The sequence below is a fragment of the Sporosarcina sp. AD_1 genome (genome assembly GCF_057373025.1).
Window position 1 is genome coordinate 1 of record NZ_JBPVIR010000003.1, and the last position, 18471, is coordinate 18471.

An 18471-nucleotide genomic window follows, 5' to 3' on the forward strand; every position below is an offset into this window, starting at 1 on the left:
AAAAACCCGTTTGCACGGGTTTTTGTTTTATTTTTCAAGCAGTTTCACAGATTCACGGACAAACGCAGGAATGTCATCAGGCGTCCGGCTCGTCACTAGCTGGTTTTGGCAGACGACTACTTCTTTGTCCGCGAATTTGGCGCCGGCGTATTCCATATCGACTTGGATGGATTTATAGCCCGTCGCATCTCGTCCTTCCAGCGTTTTCGCTGTGATGAGCAGTTGTGGGCCATGGCAGATGGCGAATACCGGTTTCTTGTCGTCCATGAAACGCTTTGCGAATTGGACGAAGCGATCATCAGCGCGAAGCTGATCCGGCGAAAAGCCGCCGGGGATGAATAACGCATCAAAGTCATCCGGATTGACGTCATCAATTCCTTTATCGATTTTCACCGTCGATTGGCCTTGCTTGCCTTTCACTTCCTTGCCCGCTTCTTTTTCAATTGTCACGACGTCATGTCCCGCTTCTTTGTAAGCGGACGCCGGTTCCGTATATTCCGAGTCCTCGAATAGATTCGTCAGTACTGCAGCAATCTTTGCCATTTGATTCCACTCTCCTTCAGAATATGCTACTGTCTCACTGTCGTCTATTCCCTTCAGGATAGAAGAGTAAACTCAGGGGCGGTACTTCGAGACGTACGGATTATCTTTTTCATAGAAACGCCAAGGATAATGGACCGCTTCTCCCGAGTTTCCGATGCCGACGCGAGGACCGCTTTCAACTTGCTGCGCTCCCGGACCTTCAGAAATGAAAAGTGGTTCATCCCCCCAGTGATGACCGTAATACTTCATTGTCACACCGAGCGCCTTCGCCAGCTTCCCCGGTCCATTTGTCCAATCAATCATCCGCAAGTGCTCCCCTCGGTTCTCCTTCATCCACTCCAGCCCTTCCACCGGCTCACCCGCGCGGATCAATACGGCATGCGGTGTTCCGACAGGACCGCTGACTATATTCATTAGTGTATGGGTATGCATCTGATACGTATAGACCATGCCGGGCTCACCAAACATAACTTCCGTTCGCTTTGTCCGACGGTTGCCAAAACTATGTGCCGCGCGGTCCTCAGGGCCATGGTATGCTTCGGTTTCCACGATGCGCGCAACAAGCAAGCCCTCCGGACGTTCGTGAACGATGTACTGTCCGACCAGTTCACGTGCAAGCTGTAAAACAGGCAGCTCAAAAAAATCTTTATCAATTGGCTTGTACAACTTCTCCACTCCAATCATCCAGTGTCATAATGCGACGAAAATATTCAACTTCATTATGGGAAATATTTCACGTATACTCAAAGAAAACACATAGGGGTGTTGAGTATGAAACAACTGCAAAAAGAAATCCGTCAATTCACAGATGAGCGGGGCTGGACAGGCAATCACGATGCGCGAAACCTTGCCATCTCGGTATCGCTTGAAGCGAGTGAACTGCTGGAGCATTTCCAATGGGAGGCTCCCGAAGACGCCATCGCGTTGCGAAAAGATGAAATCGCCGATGAAGCGGCCGATGTGTTTATTTACCTTTTGCAATTCGCGGAGGCAATTGGAATTGACTTGGAGGAAGCAGCCTGGTCCAAAATGAAAAAGAATGCGGCCCGTTTCCCTGTCAATTCAAACTAAACAGCCCTTATCTCACGATACCCTAAATGGAAAAGTGCGAACCAGAAGATATTTATTGCTAGTCAAGAGTTTGTGCAATCCTTGCTAAAGTACAGGTAAAGGCTTGAAGGGGGAAAAAATTTGAATGAAGCATCATTTATTGAGTTAGAAAAGAAACTTAAAAGCATTAAAATTGAAGCTTTTGTTATTTATAAAGGGGAAGACCGGATCTTCGAATACTTGAAGAATAAAAAAGTTGCTGAAAAGCCGGCTAAAATATATTCCATTACAAAGAGCATAGTAACTATCTTAATCGGTATCATGGTAGACAAAGGCATGATTAAAAATATTCACGAACCAATTCAAAACTATTTTCCAGAACTAGATGCGCTTAAGGATCCACAAAAGAGAGAAATTACGATCTTCCATTTGCTCACCATGACTTCGGGATTACAAGCCGGACAGTTTCAAGGATCAAAAAATTGGATCAAATTTATAGTTGAACAACCCATAACGCATGAACCAGGTTCCACCTTTCAGTATAATTCAGGAGACTCTCATCTACTAAGCGCAATCATACAGAACATTTCCGGAACTACCACCGCTGCATTTGCTGAGAAACACTTATTTTATCCATTAGGAATACATAAATATATTTGGGTGAAGGACCCGCAAGGAATTAATGGTGGTGGTTTTAGTCTCTCTTTAAACGTGGAGGATATGGTGAAGATTGGTTCATTATTCTTAAACGAAGGACGGTTTAATTCAAAACAGATCATTTCTTCCAACTGGCTCAATCAGGCGAAAACTCCATATAAACAGTTTGAAACCGAAAGAGAAGGAACAGCCGGCTATGGGTATCAGCTATGGACTTATGAAAGCTCTCTCCACCCAATTGACTACTATTATGCTAATGGCCTATATGGGCAATATATTTTTATAGTGCCGAAGCTAAATATGATGGCCGTCGCCAAAAGCCATCTACAAGATGATCAACAGCAATCTGCACCGAGACTCTTTTTTGATGAGCTATTAGGCAGTTGGCTGAATAATGACTAGAAGCAGTGGTGCATCAATAAAAAATGTACACGCCTAAAATTAGGGTGTACATTTTTCATATACATCAACTTTTCTTTCAGATTACAGAATCACGCTTTTTTCTTCTTTACACAAACAACCCTTGCCCTTCAGCAAACTCCCGATATAGGGCATGCTTCGCTGCCAATTCCTCGTGCGTTCCAATACCGGTGATCCGGCCAGCTTCCAAAAAAATGAGCTGATCCGCATGAATGACTGTCGCCAACCGGTGCGCGATGATCAATGTCGTCCGCCCTTCCATCAAACGCTGGAGTGCTTCCTGCACATGCGTTTCAGAGCCGCTGTCCAAATTGGAAGTCGCTTCATCAAGAAGCAGAATCTCCGGATTATGAAGCAATGCACGCGCAATCGCAATCCGCTGGCGCTGGCCGCCCGACAGTTTCATGCCCCGCTCACCTACAAGAGTATCGAACCCATCCGGCATTTCCTCAATGAAGGCAAGCGCATTGGCCGCCTCTGCCGCCTTCCGGACTTCTTCCAGAGTTGGCCGCTGATCCAATCCATAGGCGATGTTATCAATGATTGTTCCGCTTAACAGCGGACTTTCCTGAGAGACATATCCTATTTTCTTTCTCCATTCAGAGAGCGACATATCATGAATCGGAACGGCCCCAAGCCGAATCTCTCCTTCTGTCGGAGAATAGAACCGTTCAATTAACGAAAAGATTGTCGTCTTCCCGCCACCGCTTGGTCCGACAAATGCCGTGACTGTCCCGGGTGCCGCGTTGAACGTGAGGCCTTTCAGCACATCCTTTCCGGATTCATACGAGAAGCTCACGTCATCAAATTGTATGGCTCCGTCCACCGCCGATTGCGTTCCATCAGCCGGCTCGCTCTCCATCCGCAAGATTTGCTGGATCCGGTCCGTAGCACCGACGGCCTTTTGGAAGATGGTAAAGACTTGCGCCATCTGTGCAAACGGCATGATGATCTGGAACATAAGGAAGATGATCGCTACCAGTGTTCCAGCCGATAACTCTCCCCGAGACACTTGTGCGCCGCCATAGCCAAGAATAACGACGAGAATGCCCATCATTACGAGCGTCATGACAGGCGAAATGATTGCCTGGATTTTCGCTTCTTTTAAACCGAAAGAAAAGAGCGAACGAATCGCCTTCCGGCCATTCTCCTCCTCCGCAGGTTCCGCACGATACGCTTTTACTAAACGAATTTCGCCGAGCACACGACCCAAGTGGCCGGAAAACTTCGCCATTTCCCCTTGCGTCGCCTTCGCAATTTTATGCATGATCCGCCCAAGCGGCATAATGATCGCAAAACTGACAGGCACGCTAATTAACATAATGAGCGTCATTTTCCAATCAAGGAATAGCAAAATGGCGACCGCCCCGATAATCGAGATGATGCCTGTAATAAAACTGACCATATGATCAGACACAAGCGTCTTCAACATCGTCGTATCCTGCGTAATCCGGCTCATCGTTTCCCCGGTTTCATTGTCATCGTAATAAGAGACTGGAAGCCTTAGGATCTTCGCCCAAAGCCTGCTCCTAAGGTCAGCGACAATGGTCTCCCCAATATAGGCCAGCAAATAGAACGAGACACCGCCGAGCACGGCCTGTAAGATGAAAACGACAAACAGGAAAGCCCCGGTCTGCCAGGTGAAGGAAGCTTGTGTCAGCGAATCGACAAGCTCCCTTGTGACGAGCGGGACGGCGAGGCTCGCAATTGTTGAAAACAGTGCGAGGGTGAGGGCCAGCGCTGTTTTTCTCTTCGGCCAATCCAACTGTTTCAGCAAACTGAAGAATTCTTTCATCGAACCTTTGGCATGTACTTCTTTTTCCAATGCATTCACCCGATCCCTTTCAGATTTTCGAGCCACTTTTTCTGCTCAGCGGGATTCTTCAAAATGAGGATATCCGCATTGCAACGACCCAGCATCTCGAGGACGCCGGGACGTTTTTTCTTTGGATATGTCCAGATGAACTTAATGAATGCCCAATCTACTTTCTCAGGACATCCTTCTCCCATATCAGGTCGCGTCGTTCCCCTGTACATCCAGCGACGTTTCAGCACCCGAGCAGTACAAAGCCAATTCGGAAAATCCAGGAAGATCACCAAATCCGCATACGCTGCCCGCATTTCGATTGTAGAATTGAAATTGCCATCAATAATCCATCGCGGGTTTTCCAGTTCCTCTTGCAGAGCTGCACGGAATTCCGCCTTCGGGGTAGGCGTCCAGCCTTCCTTCCAGAATAACGCATCTAAATGCAGGACGGGCAAACCTGTTCTCTCCGCCAGCTCCCTGGACAGCGTTGACTTCCCCGCCCCGCTGCTTCCGATGATGAGCACTCTCTCATATTGCTGCATGAATTAGCGTCCTTCCAAAAGGCGGCCGATTTCCAGCCAATCCGCCTCCAGCGCAGGACGATGTGAAGGCCGGTAAAAGATGGACGCCGGATGAAATGTCGGGACAATCGAATACGTTTCCTCTGTCCATCCGAATGTACTGTCATCTAAAGATTCTAAATGGCGGACCGGCCCTGTGATCAGCTGTCCGTGCAATTCGGTCACTTTCGCCTCATTCCCGAGCAGGCGCTGCAATCCGACATTCCCAAGCGTCACAATCAGTTTCGGCTTCACATGCGTCAACTCATAATCCAACACCGGGGCATGGGCGATAATTTCCTTCTGCGTGGGTGGCCGGTTGTACTTCCGTTTCACGACCCTGCCATCCCGCTCCTTTTTCGTTCCCCACTTATAGGGCCTGCTGCGGACGGCACTCGTTATGTAGACGTCTTCTCGAGTCAAGCCGATTGTCGCAAGTGATTTCATGAGTTCTTTGCCTGCTCGTCCGATAAACGGGATGCCATCCACGATTTCAAACTCCCCCGGCGCTTCACCAATGAGCATGATTTCGGGGTTTTGCGGTCCTTCTCCGTACACGAACCCTTCCACAGGGAAGCCTTCGATTCGCTTCCGTCCAAGCTCCGCAACCGATTCAGGTATCCGGAACATCAGATCACTCCCTTTTAGGATTGTAATAAAGAAATCGTCTCCTCGATAAATTGCCTTCCCTTGCCCTGTTTAATCTGTTCAATCCCTTCTTCCACTCGATCATATCGGAAAGGCCGGATCACTGCGACTAAATCAGGGATGACCTGTAATTCAAGCTCCGTATAGGGCCGCTCTCTCTTGTAGGCCGCCAAGAAAGCTTCATATCGCTCTTCTTCAGATTCTTCCCCTCTGAATCCATCATAATGCCAGGCGAGGTAGATAGCACTTGCTACACTAAAATTCACAAAGCGTTCATCACCAGCGATATTATAATCATACACAGCAGATATCCGATTGCCATTAAAAAGCATATTATACGGCGCCAAATCACCTTGCGTCGCTCCAATTGGCAAGTCGCCCCAAACTTGTTCGAGTGCCGCCCGCCTTGATTCATATAGACTGCGAATTAACTCCAGTTCCTCCCGGAAGGAGCCATCCTCCTCCAGTGCCCGCGTCAAGTCCAGAAAGCATAATTCATTCTCGTCGTAATCACCGAGCGCATCAGTCGCATTGCCGCCGAACATCCCCCAGGAAGTCCCTCTGCCAAGCCGCAGCTCTCGGGAGAGGGAAAGGGCATGTTCCTTGCCCATCAAACAGGCGATTTCTTCTATCTGCCGTAGATTGATTCCTTCCACTTCTGTCCCTCGGCCTTTCCGCTCGAGAATGAACAGCAGGCCCTCATACTCCACATAATCTGCCCCGTCCAGCGTTTTTTCAGGCCCGATATACGGCAAGCCGGCCATGCTCGCCTCACGGATAAAGGCAATTAGCCTCCCAAGGAATGGTTTCTCGATTTTTTCACCTTTTAAATAAAATGTGGCTCCATTCACCACGACTTCCGCAACAAGCCTTTCCTTATCCCTCAATATTTCATGGCTTGTGAGCGGCTCCTCTGCGAACTTGCCCATCACTTCAGAAATCAAAGCGATCTTCTCCTCCAATCCGGTAAGGTGCAAGCGCTCGGGCGACGCTATTCGCGAAATTACTTCCAGCGCCCCAGTCAAACCGGAAGAACACACCTTCCGAGCTGCCAGCCGCCACCACATGGACAGTCGTCACACCATCAAAATTATCAATGGTCGACGTGACAGAAGCCCGATTATTGGACCGCATATAATATTTCTCCATAATCAGCACATGCATTTCGCACTCGCCGACCTGGCGAGAATAACTATCAACCAGCGTACCGCTAATGTTACGCTGCAATATTTCATTTTCAATCAAATCTCTCGCCTCTCTAGGCGAAATGCTCACTTGAAAAGTATCTTTTGCCATTGGAATAACCCCCTTGGTTTTATTACGAAAGAAGACAGGGAGAAGTTTCAAAATGGAAAAAGACCCCTTGAACAGGGGTCTGGCTTAGTCCTTCGAAAACTGCGTATCCTCTCGATTGGCTACAATGAACTCATACCAATTCGACTGCTCATATCGAAGAATGTAATGGAAGTCTTCCCAATATGATTCCCGATTCGTCCGCTCAAATGCTTCCGACGTCTCTTCTTTAAGGGGATATACTTCATTCAGTATACGTTGTTTCTCCTCATCGTTTAATTCCGGCTGGACCGACTCAATGACTGTCTCCATGAGGACAATCGCATCCTCTCGCGGTGCCTCAATACCCTCAAGCTCCAGCTTAATTGCTTTGATTTCCTTTTTTTCAGGCATCTCAATGACGCTCAGCAGAACATCTTTATCCAATTGGATGGATGCCGTCCGCGTACCATCGCTCTCCAGCCATTCATAATCCTTAATTGTAAAGGGGAGTTTGCGCCTTTCTGCATTGGCATTAAACGCCTCCTCGAATTCGTCCATTGTCATACCAATCGTCAAGTCATTCTTCACACCTATGCCCTTGCCGTCTTCCTGTTGTTCCGCACCGGACTGTTCGCCATTCGATGTGTTGCTGTCCTTAGAGGAGTCCGACTCATCGGTTTTATTGCTGCACGCGGCCAGACTCAAGACCAATGCGAAGACAAGCAGGAGAAATGAAACCCGCTTGTTCAATCTGCTCCCTCCTATTCTTCCTTCAGAGAAATCTATCCATCTTTACCCGTTCCCTCTGAGATGAATCATAGAGTCCTATTCCGTGCCTAGCGTTTTTTAAGGCGTTTGGCATTTCGGCTATTCTTTTGGTTATGCTTCTTCGATTTGTCGTTTAATTTTGGATGCTGCTTTGACTGTTGTTTCTGATACTTCGGCTTCAGCAGCCGCTCGCCTTTGTAGTAGGAACCCGTCCGCTTTTTGCGCCGCATCATAATGAACGCCAAACCGACCAGCCATGTCAACACGATCGTCACGTAATAAATGATCATCCGAGAATTAAGAGCGAGTTGAAATACACTTATGGCATCGATCTTCGATACAAACACATTGTATGGGTTGTCCCTCATATAACGGATTGGCAGTGTGCCGTCCTGCTTGTCATATACCGATCCCGTCACCTCTTTGCTAACATGTATCCGTTCGCCATCCTTCGTTTCAAATGTTAGCATCAAGTAATAAATTCTGTTTTCGTATCGGTTGCTTCTTCTCTCATAATACATATCTCCGACTTCGGCAACTGTCTCCACTTGCTTACCAGTCGCAAACCTCTCTGCGACGTTTTGAATGACCGGAATCGCTGTCCAGTAGGAGTACAAGAGACCGATCGCGATACCGCCCAGAAAAATATATGAAGAAAAAATGTTGAACAGCTTGTCTTGTCGATCCAACCATCGATTGAATGCCGGTATTTTCAACAATATATACAAAAGGTAACCCAGTGGGTAGACCGACCAGACAAACAATAAAATCGGAAACTCACTGAATGAGCCCTTCACATCTAAATCACTGTAGAAATCCCCCCCAATTTGATGTACCGGAATTGTTTCGTACACTTCCACAGCATCGAACTGTTCCTTCGTCAATTGGACAAACGTTCCCGAATCCAGCCTAATCGGATTTCTCCATTGATCCATCATTTGCAGCGTTGCAATATAATCCAGATCACCGAACAAATCCTTCACGCCTGTCTTGCCGTACACCATCGCCTCCGTCTGCTCGCCTTTTGAACCTTGCCCTACTTCCAGAAACTTCGTCAAATCTTCAATGAACAAACTGACAAACACATAACAGACAAAAAGCAAGATACTCTCTTTCGCGATCTTCTTCATTAATTTCATCTGATTCTCCTTAGACTTTACAACTATGTACCAGTTTGCTAGAAAGTTGGGGTGGATACAAGTGATAACAATTTGGATTGATTTGCTCGGGGAAGGGATTTTAGTTAATATGGGAGAATTTGATTAAGGAGAACAGATATGCAGGCATCGCTCCCCATACTCGGGGAATCGATTGCATTCTTTATGCGCGGGTAGCCACCCGGTATGCTTGGGTAGCCGACCAGTATGCGCGGGTAGCCGACCGGTATGCGCGGGGGGCTTGGTTTATGCACGCGATTCCCCATGCCGAAAACATTTCGAACGCTCCCTTCAGCCCTTGCGCTTGGCAAGCCAACATAGCGTCAGAACATCTCCACAAAAAAGAGCCGCTCCCAGGCGGCTCCTTCATTCCAGTTCCATTTGTTTCGTTTCCGTTCCTAGCGTCAGTACCGCGATAACACCAATTAGGATGGCACCGCAAAAGATGGAGAAGATGGCCCCGAAATCGTAGCCTGCCGTCAGCAGCCAGCCGACAAGCAAGGGACCGAAGATGCCACCGATCCGTCCGACCGCGGCGGCCATCCCGGAACCCGTGGCTCGTACTTCTGTCGGATATTGCTCAGGAGAATAGGCATACAATGCGCCCCATGCACCCAAGTTGAAAAACGACAGGAATGCGCCCGAGGTGAGCAGCCAGACAAGATGATCGGCATTGCCGAAGAAGAACGCGCTGGCTGCTGTTCCCAGAAGATAGGTGGCCAGCACAAATTTCCTTCCTGCCCGTTCGATCAGCCAAGCGGCCGTGAAGTATCCCGGCAGTTGAGCCAATGTCATCAAGAGTACATAGCCGAAGCTTTTAATCATATCAAATCCTTTGAGGACCATGACACTCGGCAGCCAGAGGAACATGCCATAGTAGGAAAAAACAACGGTGAACCAGACGATCCAGAGCATGAGCGTCCGGCGTCCATATGGCTTGATCCATATCGATTTTATTTTGAACCAGACCGATTGCTTCGGCTTGCCTTCTGCCTCAAACTTCGGGGAGTCCGGCAAGTTTCGCCGCAAATAAATTGCGTAGAATGCAGGCAGCGCCGTTAGCACTAATGCCACCCGCCAGCCGAATTCTGGAATGATAAAGTATGCAATCAACGCGGCAATCAGCCAACCGACCGCCCAAAAGCTTTCCAGCAGTACAACCACCCGTCCCCGTTCATGCGCCTTTACACTTTCAGAGACTAAAGTTGAGGCGACCGGCAATTCTCCGCCAAGCCCCGCCCCTACGAGGAACCGGAGTAGTAAAAAGATAAGCAGCGTTGAAGTGAGGGCCGACAATCCGCTTGCCACGGAAAAGAGGACAAGAGTCATCATGAATACTGCTTTCCGCCCGATCCGATCAGCCAGCAAACCAAATACAAATGCACCGACCGCCATCCCGATCGAGTTGACACTGCCGATCCAGCCCATCTCCGCCGGGGATAAATGCCACTCCACCGCTACTGCAGCGATGACAAAGGACAAGATACCCACATCCATTGCATCAAACATCCAACCCGTTCCGGCGATGGCTAACAGCCGGTTACGGGATAATTTCTTTGTTGTTTTCAAGTGAAAAAATCTCCTCGCTTGTAAGTGTCTTGACACGTGTAATTATAGTTCGAGATTCACAACTTAACAAGAAGATTTTTTCCAAAGAGGCTCCTTTTCATTCTAGAAGATGGTTTTCCCCTACGTATTCATGCTTATACAATCAGCTTCCCATCCACCATTCTTGCAAAAACACCGACCTGATCCTTCTCTACCAAATGACATTCAGTCCCTACCCACAGTTCAGTGCCTGCTCTCGCCATTCCGATGGTGATTGTGCCTGACTCACTCGTTTTAAAAACTGTCTTCCCGCCCGTCGCGGAGCCGGATTCTAAAACGGAAATTTTTTGATCGGCATACATCTCACCGCCTCTGCAGATGCCTTCCACGTACACATCTCGCCGAGCAGATACCGAACAATTACAAAGACCTCTATCTGTCACCGTAATCGTTCCGTTGCAAGTGAGGACACTGTTCAGGGCGTAGGGCAACTCCAGAAGGGAATCGAGCTTCCCGTCTTCTGCATGGCGGTCATGCATCTGCCTAGCCTCCCTCACAAGCCGTGAAAAATCCTGTGCATTTCGAACGCCAGATTTCACAGTATCGGACAAAACATTGTAAAGGTGGTCGGCTAATACCTCCCAATCATCCGAAAGCTGCGATGTATGTTTTTTCACCTTTTGAATAAACTCCTGTTTCATTCGCTGAAATGGAATGAACTTCTCCTCCAGAATCCAGTGGAAGAGACGGTTAAGCTCAGCCGCATCAATCTCCTCAGGAGACCTGTCCCGTACAACAAGAATTTCACTGATTGCCCGGTCAATGCGTTCCAAATAGTGGACGACCCCTTCCAGCCGAAAAGACAATTCATTTTCCAATGCATCCCGTACACCAACATGAATTGCAGAGGACAGCACATTCCCTCTGATCCGGACTGTCCTTTCTCCTTCCACAATCGCCTTTTGGACAGTGCCTCCGATCATAATGCTTCCGACTGATTCAATGAACAGAGAGGGTTGGACATTGCCTGAAATGTGAAGATCACCGCTTGATCTGATATTTCCGGTACTGCGATCCACGTCGCCATTCATCATCAAAGCCGTGCCTTCACAGTTCGACAAGTCATCCGTTTGTTGACGCCGGAACGCCTTCAATTCTACCGGCTGGCCAGGCACATACAATTCTGTCAGCAACTCAATGTCCATCTCTTTTCTCTTTTTCAAACCCAGTTCCACAAGCGCCTGCTCAATTGCCTCTTCCAATGTTGACGCCTTGACTACGACAGACTCCACCATACCCTTCGCCCCTTCTTCCCGGCTCCTTTTTTTCTATCGTAGCATAGACGCCTTCCCAGCGCGCTCGGCTAAAGGTAATGAAAACACAAATAGCCATCAAATTACCTTATTTTCCGGTAAAAAAAATCCACCTACCGTGATGGTAGATGGATCTTGAGATTTTATAGTCCTGCTTCTACTTCCGAAATCATTTCTTTCATTGAGATTAAACCGCCGCCGGACAAGTACCAGTACTCACCGTTCAAGTACACGATTTTTCCGTTTTTATAAGCATTCGTCTTTTTCACAAGGTCATTTTCAATAGAACCTTTTGCGCTGGCTCCGTTGCCGATGGCTGCATCACGGTCAACGACATAAAGGATGTCTGGATTTTTTTCTAAAATATATTCAAATGTAATGTTTTGGCCGTGTGTAGAGATTTCAATTTTTTCATCTGCCGGTTTAACACCAAATACGTCATGGATCAGACCGAAGCGTGAGCTTGGTCCATACGCGCTCACTTTACCTTCTGTTGCAAGTACAATTAACCCTTTGGAATCCATGCTAGTCGTCTTTTCCTTAATTGCATCAATACGCTTGTCGATATCTTCTAGTTCTGCTTTTACTTCATCTTCTTTGTCAAAAATCTGACCCATCAATTCAGCATTATGCTTGAACGATTCCATGTAATTCGCCGTATCCAAGCCAACATAGACAGTTGGAGCAATTTCAGCAAACTGGTCATACATATCAGCTTGACGGCCAGAGATGAAGATGACATCCGGCTTCAATGCGTGAAGCGCTTCGAAATCAGGTTCTTTCAAGCTTCCTAGATTTGTATACTTATCATCGTCATATTTAGACAGGTAACCAGGTACGTTTGCACGCGGAAGACCCGCCACTTCAACACCCAAATCATCTAAAGTATCGAGAGTTCCGAAATCGAACACGACAACTTTTTCAGGTTTTTTCGGAACTTCAACGTCTCCATATTCATGTTTGACAGAAACTGTTTCCGATTGTGCAGGCTCTGAAGAACCATTGGAATCTTTAGATGACGATGTATCGTCCGATTTACTTCCGCAAGCGGCAAGTACAAGCATAAGTGCTGCAAGCAGCAGGGTAGTTGAAAATTTTTTCATCACAAACCATCCTTTTATAATTATTATGAATTAAAGTACACACAAATATTACAGTTGTTCATCTTTTGGATTGGGATATCCATGTCATAAATTTCTTTTAGCGCATCTGAATTGATAATCTCCTCTGTCGGACCGTCCTTGACGACACGGCCATCCTTCAATGCCACAATGCGGTCGGAATAAACCGACGCGAAATTGATATCATGCAATACAATGACGACTGTTTTCCCCAGATCCTCAACAAGACGGCGCAAAATCTTCATTATTTGTACCGAGTGCTTCATGTCGAGATTGTTGAGTGGTTCGTCAAGCAAGATATAATCCGTGTCCTGGGCGATAACCATAGCAATAAATGCCCTTTGGCGCTGCCCACCTGATAATTCATCCAAATATTCATGCTGCATATCCATTAATTCCATATACTCCATCGCTTGCTCGACGATTCGGATATCCTCGGCATTTAAATGGCCTTTGGAATGAGGGAAACGGCCAAACGAGACAAGCTCCCGTATCGTCAAACGGACATTCATGTAGTTTGATTGCCGCAGGATTGATACCCGCTTTGAAAAATCATTGGACTTCATTTTCTTGACGTTGTCATTGTCGACTAGCACTTCACCTGTATCTGCATCAAGCAGACGGCTTACCATCGAAAGGAGTGTCGATTTTCCCGCACCGTTCGGACCGATGAAAGAAGTGATTTTACCGCGGTGAATATTGACATTCACCTTTTCCACAACCGCTTTCTTCCCATAAAACTTCGACAGCTCACGAACTTGAATCATGAAGATCGACTCTCCTTTAACAGTAGATAGATGAAGTACACGCCACCGACAAAATTGATAATGACACTAAGCGTAGTGGAGAAAGTGAAGACTCGCTCCACTACCCATTGACCGCCGACAAGCGCGATAATACTCATGATCGAAGCGCCGGCAATCAGGACCGAATGCTTGTAAGTATTGAAAAACTGATAGGACAAATTGGCAACGATGAGGCCGAAAAATGTAATAGGGCCAACGAGCGCTGTTGAAACCGAAATCAGCACAGCCGCAATGACAAGCATCAGTTTGACGACTTTGTCATAGGAAACCCCTAAATTAATCGCCGTATCCCTTCCGAGAGAAAGGACATCAAGTTCATTGAACGACCGCATGCCGATCAGGAACATGAGAATGACAATTGCCAATGCCCACCAAACGAGCTCGCCGCTAACATTATTAAAGCTGGCGAACATTTTATCCTGCACCCGAAGGAACTCATTCGGATCAATCAGCACTTGCAGGAATGTCGAGATGCTCTGGAAGAATGTCCCGATAATGATCCCGACTAGCAACAAGAAGTAAATCGGTTGCTTTCCTCTTTTAAATAAAAACTGATAGAGAATCAAAGCGAAAACAACCATGGTCGCAACAGATAGAATAAAATTCACATGCCGGTTCACAATCGTAATATGGCTGGAACCGAGGAAAAAAATAACGACCGTTTGAAGCAATATATAGAGTGAATCCAATCCCATAATGCTTGGAGTGAGAATCCGGTTATGTGTAATCGTCTGGAATATGACGGTCGAATAAGCGATCGCCACTCCAGTGAGCGCCATAGCTAGTACCTTGATGCCTCGGCGCGGCAATGCATAATCATAGCTTCCATTCAACTCATGGAATAAATACAGTCCGCAGAACAGAGCAGCGAGCGATGCCAGAATGATCATTTTATTTGAGTTACGCATAGGCTTTCCTCCTAAATAGCAGATAGAGGAAGATTCCGCTGCCGATTACTCCGACCATCAAACTGATGGATATTTCATAAGGGTAAATGAGAACCCTGCCAAGAATATCACAAATCAGCAGGAAAATAGCTCCTAACAACGCTGTGTGCGGTAATGTTTTTTGCAAGTGATCCCCTTTGAAGATTGAGACGATATTCGGAATGATCAATCCTAGGAACGGAATCATCCCGACTGTCAAAACGACCGTCGTTGTAATTAATGCAACGAGGATCAAACCGATGTTGACAATCCGTTTGTAAGCAAGGCCCAGATTTTTTGAAAAATCTTCACCCATTCCGGCAACCGTAAACCGGTTGGCATACAGATACGTAATGATAAGCACCGGGATGCTTATGTATAAAAGCTCATAACGCCCCTTCATGATCATCGAAAAGTCCCCTTGCAGCCAAGCCGACATATTCTGGATGACATTCGATTTATATGCAAAGAACGTTGTGATCGACGATAGAATATTCCCGAACATCAGACCGACCAGCGGAATGAAAATCGCATCCTTGAACTTGATCCGGTCAAGGATTTGCATAAACAGCAAAGTGCCAGCAAGTGCAAATGCAAACGCGACAGCCATTTTCTCCAGCATGGAGGCGTTCGTGAATAATAGCATCGAAACGAGTATGCCCAAACGAGTGGCATCGAGTGTACCTGCTGTCGTTGGCGAAACAAACTTATTCCGACTCAACTGCTGCATGATGAGGCCAGCGATGCTCATGCCGGCGCCGGCAAGTAAAATGGCGACTAGTCTCGGCAAACGGCTGATCAGGAATATCTCAGTTTCCTCCGACTTAAAATCTAGCAGATCCATCGGTGTTATATGGCTCACCCCTACAAAGAGCGATAGGAATGAGAGCAAGATGAGTGCGATGATCAAATAGCGTTTCTTCATGAAGATAAAATCCCCGATATCGAATATTTGCTTCTAATTGAGAAACATCAGATGAAAACGATTATCAATTAGCTGCAAATTCAATTATAGCAGGAATGAATGGAGTGTCAACCTGTAACTGAAAATGATTATCACTGAAGAAGAATGTTCCCCTATTCCAGCATCCAAAGGGTTGGGCAAAGCGCTTCGTTATGAAGTTTGAAGCATTTGTGACGGGATTTTAACATCTGACGGCAGAGGTTTGATTGGAGGAAAAATCGGTTGCGGCAGTGAGAATGATGAAAAAACGTGAACTGCTGATTTCAGCTTCCAGATGGACACCATTGAACTGAAAACGCATTGCTCTCGCATTCGGCTATCCCATCTATATGTCCCCCTTCCACCTCCCATTCTTCACAATAGGAAAGATTTCAAATCTTATAGGTTTACATGAGCGTCTCCGTGGGAATACTACTACCATCCCACCCCTTTCTTTTATAAAAAAAGCACTGCCACGACATTTAATGTCAGGCAGTGCTGTTTTTTTATTCACCCATTAATTCGCTTAGATCAACTGCATTGTCAATAACATCCTGTGGGATTGTCACTTCAACTTCGTTGATTTTTGAAATAACAGCCTTCACTTTTTGGTCTGTAGTGACAGTTTCCCCATCAATGACCATTTCAAGGCTCATGTCCATATTGAAAGCAGTTGTGTAGAAAGTTTCTTTGTCGATGTAGATTTCAAAGTAGACATCATGCAATGTCATTTCTTCTGCATCCGCTTCCGCATCGCCGCCAGCTTGATCTTCTTCCATTTGCTTCAAGAGCTTTTCAAACTTTTCGCCAGACGCTTTTAATTTTAGGATATAGGAGTCATCTGTCTGTTCGAATTTGAACTCATCCACATAGTCTTTGAATAACTTCATGTCTAATGTTGGATCAGATTCGCTGCCCATGCCCGCAAGGATTTCAGCAGAAAGCTCTTCAGGGAACTTCATCCACTGTCCGCTTTCCGGATCGTTCATGTATACTTCGTTTTCCGCGATATACATTTCGATGTCCATTTGGCCCAACTCTTCGCCCATGTCCATTTTCATTGTTTGGTGCATAGTAAGCGGATCAATGACTGCATCCATCTTCATCGTAATTTTGTTATTGGCAGTCTCGCCGCCGGATTTCATGACTTGCTCAATATCCATGTCCGTATGCATGCTCTTTTGCTCTTGGCTGACTGCCATTGCCTTCTCGTATACTTCTTGAGCCGTCATTTTACTAATATTCTCAGTTTCCTTTTCCTTGCCTGTCTCGGCATCGACCGTTGTTTTCGGTTCTGCTTGGTTTCCGCAAGCGGCTAGCGAGAATGCCAATACTCCGGCTCCAATAACTTTTAACCATTTCTTCAAACGTAACGCTTCCTTTCGGATGATAATTTGTGTTGCAGTGTTACATACGACAGGTTTCAACATTAGTTTCATAATCTATTAAAATCACGACATTCGACTTATAATCTATCCACTTTCCGGGATTTTTTGCCCAAAAAATTAAAAGAGTCCTTACTCACGTATATTCTTTACACAAAAGGGTATACTCTTTATATCCCACCCCCCTTTCTCTTATATCATAAAAGCGGCACCGCCACTGGTTGATCCAGTGCGGTGCCTTTTTTTTGTTAATGACTGATTATATAGGGATCGAAACGAGACTTCAGAGCTTCCGGCATTTCTACCGTCAGGACCGTCCCGTCTTCCTCATACTCTGTCCGCTTGACAGTCGCTTTTTCATTTAGGAACGAAACAAGATCGCCCCGATCAAAAGGAAGTCTCAGTTTACATGTGACATATTGTTCAAAGATATGTTTTTTGATCAATGCAATCAATTCGTCCAGCCCTTTGCCTTCTTTAGCAGAGATCCAAACATTATCTCCATGAATCCTTGGATATTCGATCATTGCCCTATCTGATTTGTTATAGATATGAAGGGTCTGTATATTCTCCACTCCGACGTCCTCCAATGTTTCCTCCGTCACTTTCATCATATAATCATGTTCCGGATTGGATACATCGACTACATGCAAAAGAAGATCTGCTTCCCGCGCCTCTTCCAGCGTCGAGCGGAAAGCCTTCACCAGATGATGGGGCAGTTTGGAAACAAAGCCGACTGTATCCGCCAGAAGAAACTCTTTATGATCTTGGAGACGGACCTTGCGCACGGATGTGTCGAGCGTCGCAAACAGCATATCCTTTTCAAAAACTTGCTTGGCATTGGACTCATCCATCCGAATCAATAACTGATTCAGCAACGTCGATTTGCCGGCGTTTGTATAGCCGACAATGGAAACGACCGGGATGCCGCTTTTCTTTCGTTGTTTCCTCTGGGTTTCCCGTTGATCTTTAGCGTGTTCCAAGTCTCTTCGAAGCTTGGCAATCTGGTCCTCGATCTTCCGGCGGTCAAGCTCCAATTTCGTCTCCCCGGCCCCTTTATTCTGGAAACCGCCGCCTGTGCCGCCGCCTTGCCTGCTCAAAGAAGCCCGCAAACCGACAAGCCGCGGCAGCGTATATTGCAATTGCGCCAGTTCCACTTGCATGCGTGCCTCGTGCGTACGGGCGCGCCGGGCAAAAATATCAAGGATGAGCATCGTCCGGTCAATCACCTTCACTTCCAGCTCGGCTTCCAAGTTACGGATTTGAGAAGGTGTCAGTTCATCATTAAAGATGACAAGATTCGCATCTGTCGCTTCATACATGTGGCGGATCTCATCGACTTTTCCCTTTCCGACATAATGTGTCGGGTTGCGCCGCTCCAAGTTTTGCGTCACACTCCCAACTACTGTCACGTCGATCGCTTCCGCCAAGTTTTTCAGTTCTTCCATTTCATATTCAAAATGCTCATCATCCGCTTCTTTCACTCCGACAAGCACTGCATATTCCACTAAGATATCCATAGATGGCCCCTTTCAGTTGTTACC

19 protein-coding genes are annotated in these 18471 nt (G+C 46.7%); 2 read left to right on the forward strand and 17 right to left on the reverse strand.

Annotation, left to right across the window (positions count from 1 at the left end):
• Positions 1-27: 27 nt before the first annotated feature.
• Positions 28-543: a type 1 glutamine amidotransferase domain-containing protein gene (locus tag ACSW3C_RS06115; RefSeq protein WP_486561528.1), complete on the reverse strand. Its 516-nt coding sequence runs from the start codon at positions 541-543 to the stop codon at positions 28-30.
• Between the two features lie 72 nt (positions 544-615).
• A complete protein-coding gene (locus ACSW3C_RS06120) occupies positions 616-1209 on the reverse strand; it encodes a DNA-3-methyladenine glycosylase (protein WP_486561530.1) in 594 nt (197 codons plus the stop codon).
• A gap of 105 nt (positions 1210-1314) precedes the next feature.
• Between ACSW3C_RS06120 and ACSW3C_RS06125 the strand changes: the two genes are divergently transcribed.
• Positions 1315-1614, forward strand: coding sequence for a nucleotide pyrophosphohydrolase (locus tag ACSW3C_RS06125; RefSeq protein WP_486561532.1), 300 nt, complete (start codon positions 1315-1317; stop codon positions 1612-1614).
• Positions 1615-1734: 120 nt separating this feature from the next.
• Positions 1735-2652 (forward strand): serine hydrolase domain-containing protein, encoded by a 918-nt coding sequence (locus ACSW3C_RS06130; RefSeq protein WP_486561533.1) that lies wholly within the window; start codon positions 1735-1737, stop codon positions 2650-2652.
• Positions 2653-2758: 106 nt separating this feature from the next.
• Here the strand turns inward: ACSW3C_RS06130 and ACSW3C_RS06135 are convergent, their stop codons facing one another.
• The 15 genes from ACSW3C_RS06135 to hflX all read right to left on the reverse strand — a co-directional run bounded on the left by ACSW3C_RS06135 (position 2759) and on the right by hflX (position 18447).
• Positions 2759-4465, reverse strand: a complete 1707-nt coding sequence (locus tag ACSW3C_RS06135) for an ABC transporter ATP-binding protein (RefSeq protein ID WP_486562094.1) — start codon at positions 4463-4465, stop codon at positions 2759-2761.
• A 35-nt stretch (positions 4466-4500) separates the two neighbouring features.
• On the reverse strand, positions 4501-5019 hold the full coding sequence (locus ACSW3C_RS06140) for an AAA family ATPase (protein ID WP_486561535.1): 519 nt from the start codon (positions 5017-5019) through the stop codon (positions 4501-4503).
• Positions 5020-5022: 3 nt separating this feature from the next.
• Positions 5023-5667: a uracil-DNA glycosylase gene (locus ACSW3C_RS06145; protein WP_486561536.1), complete on the reverse strand. Its 645-nt coding sequence runs from the start codon at positions 5665-5667 to the stop codon at positions 5023-5025.
• Between the two features lie 14 nt (positions 5668-5681).
• A complete protein-coding gene (locus ACSW3C_RS06150; RefSeq protein WP_486561538.1) occupies positions 5682-6629 on the reverse strand; it encodes a phosphotransferase enzyme family protein in 948 nt (315 codons plus the stop codon).
• Positions 6619-6981 (reverse strand): DUF6054 family protein, encoded by a 363-nt coding sequence (locus ACSW3C_RS06155; protein WP_486561540.1) that lies wholly within the window; start codon positions 6979-6981, stop codon positions 6619-6621. The genes ACSW3C_RS06150 and ACSW3C_RS06155 overlap by 11 nt, the downstream gene beginning before the upstream one ends.
• An 84-nt stretch (positions 6982-7065) precedes the next feature.
• Positions 7066-7710, reverse strand: coding sequence for a hypothetical protein (locus ACSW3C_RS06160; protein ID WP_486561542.1), 645 nt, complete (start codon positions 7708-7710; stop codon positions 7066-7068).
• Positions 7711-7796: 86 nt separating this feature from the next.
• Positions 7797-8867 carry a hypothetical protein gene (locus ACSW3C_RS06165; RefSeq protein WP_486561543.1) on the reverse strand — a complete coding sequence of 357 codons (1071 nt, stop codon included), beginning with the start codon at positions 8865-8867 and terminating at the stop codon, positions 7797-7799.
• A 384-nt stretch (positions 8868-9251) separates the two neighbouring features.
• Entirely contained in the window at positions 9252-10394 is a 1143-nt protein-coding gene (locus tag ACSW3C_RS06170) for an MFS transporter (protein ID WP_486562096.1), read from the reverse strand.
• Positions 10395-10588: 194 nt separating this feature from the next.
• Positions 10589-11728: a FapA family protein gene (locus ACSW3C_RS06175; protein WP_486561545.1), complete on the reverse strand. Its 1140-nt coding sequence runs from the start codon at positions 11726-11728 to the stop codon at positions 10589-10591.
• Positions 11729-11889: 161 nt separating this feature from the next.
• Positions 11890-12849, reverse strand: coding sequence for a siderophore ABC transporter substrate-binding protein (locus tag ACSW3C_RS06180; RefSeq protein WP_486561547.1), 960 nt, complete (start codon positions 12847-12849; stop codon positions 11890-11892).
• Between the two features lie 23 nt (positions 12850-12872).
• Positions 12873-13634 (reverse strand): iron ABC transporter ATP-binding protein, encoded by a 762-nt coding sequence (locus ACSW3C_RS06185; protein WP_238079253.1) that lies wholly within the window; start codon positions 13632-13634, stop codon positions 12873-12875.
• Positions 13631-14581 (reverse strand): iron chelate uptake ABC transporter family permease subunit, encoded by a 951-nt coding sequence (locus tag ACSW3C_RS06190; RefSeq protein WP_486561549.1) that lies wholly within the window; start codon positions 14579-14581, stop codon positions 13631-13633. The genes ACSW3C_RS06185 and ACSW3C_RS06190 overlap by 4 nt, the downstream gene beginning before the upstream one ends.
• Positions 14574-15524, reverse strand: coding sequence for an ABC transporter permease (locus ACSW3C_RS06195; protein ID WP_184208998.1), 951 nt, complete (start codon positions 15522-15524; stop codon positions 14574-14576). The genes ACSW3C_RS06190 and ACSW3C_RS06195 overlap by 8 nt, the downstream gene beginning before the upstream one ends.
• A gap of 524 nt (positions 15525-16048) precedes the next feature.
• Entirely contained in the window at positions 16049-16909 is an 861-nt protein-coding gene (locus tag ACSW3C_RS06200; RefSeq protein ID WP_486561551.1) for a DUF6612 family protein, read from the reverse strand.
• 266 nt (positions 16910-17175) lie between these two features.
• The gene (gene hflX / locus ACSW3C_RS06205; RefSeq protein ID WP_486561553.1) at positions 17176-18447 is read right to left on the reverse strand and encodes a GTPase HflX; all 1272 of its coding nucleotides are present in this window, start codon (positions 18445-18447) and stop codon (positions 17176-17178) included.
• Between the last annotated feature and the right edge of the window lie 24 nt (positions 18448-18471).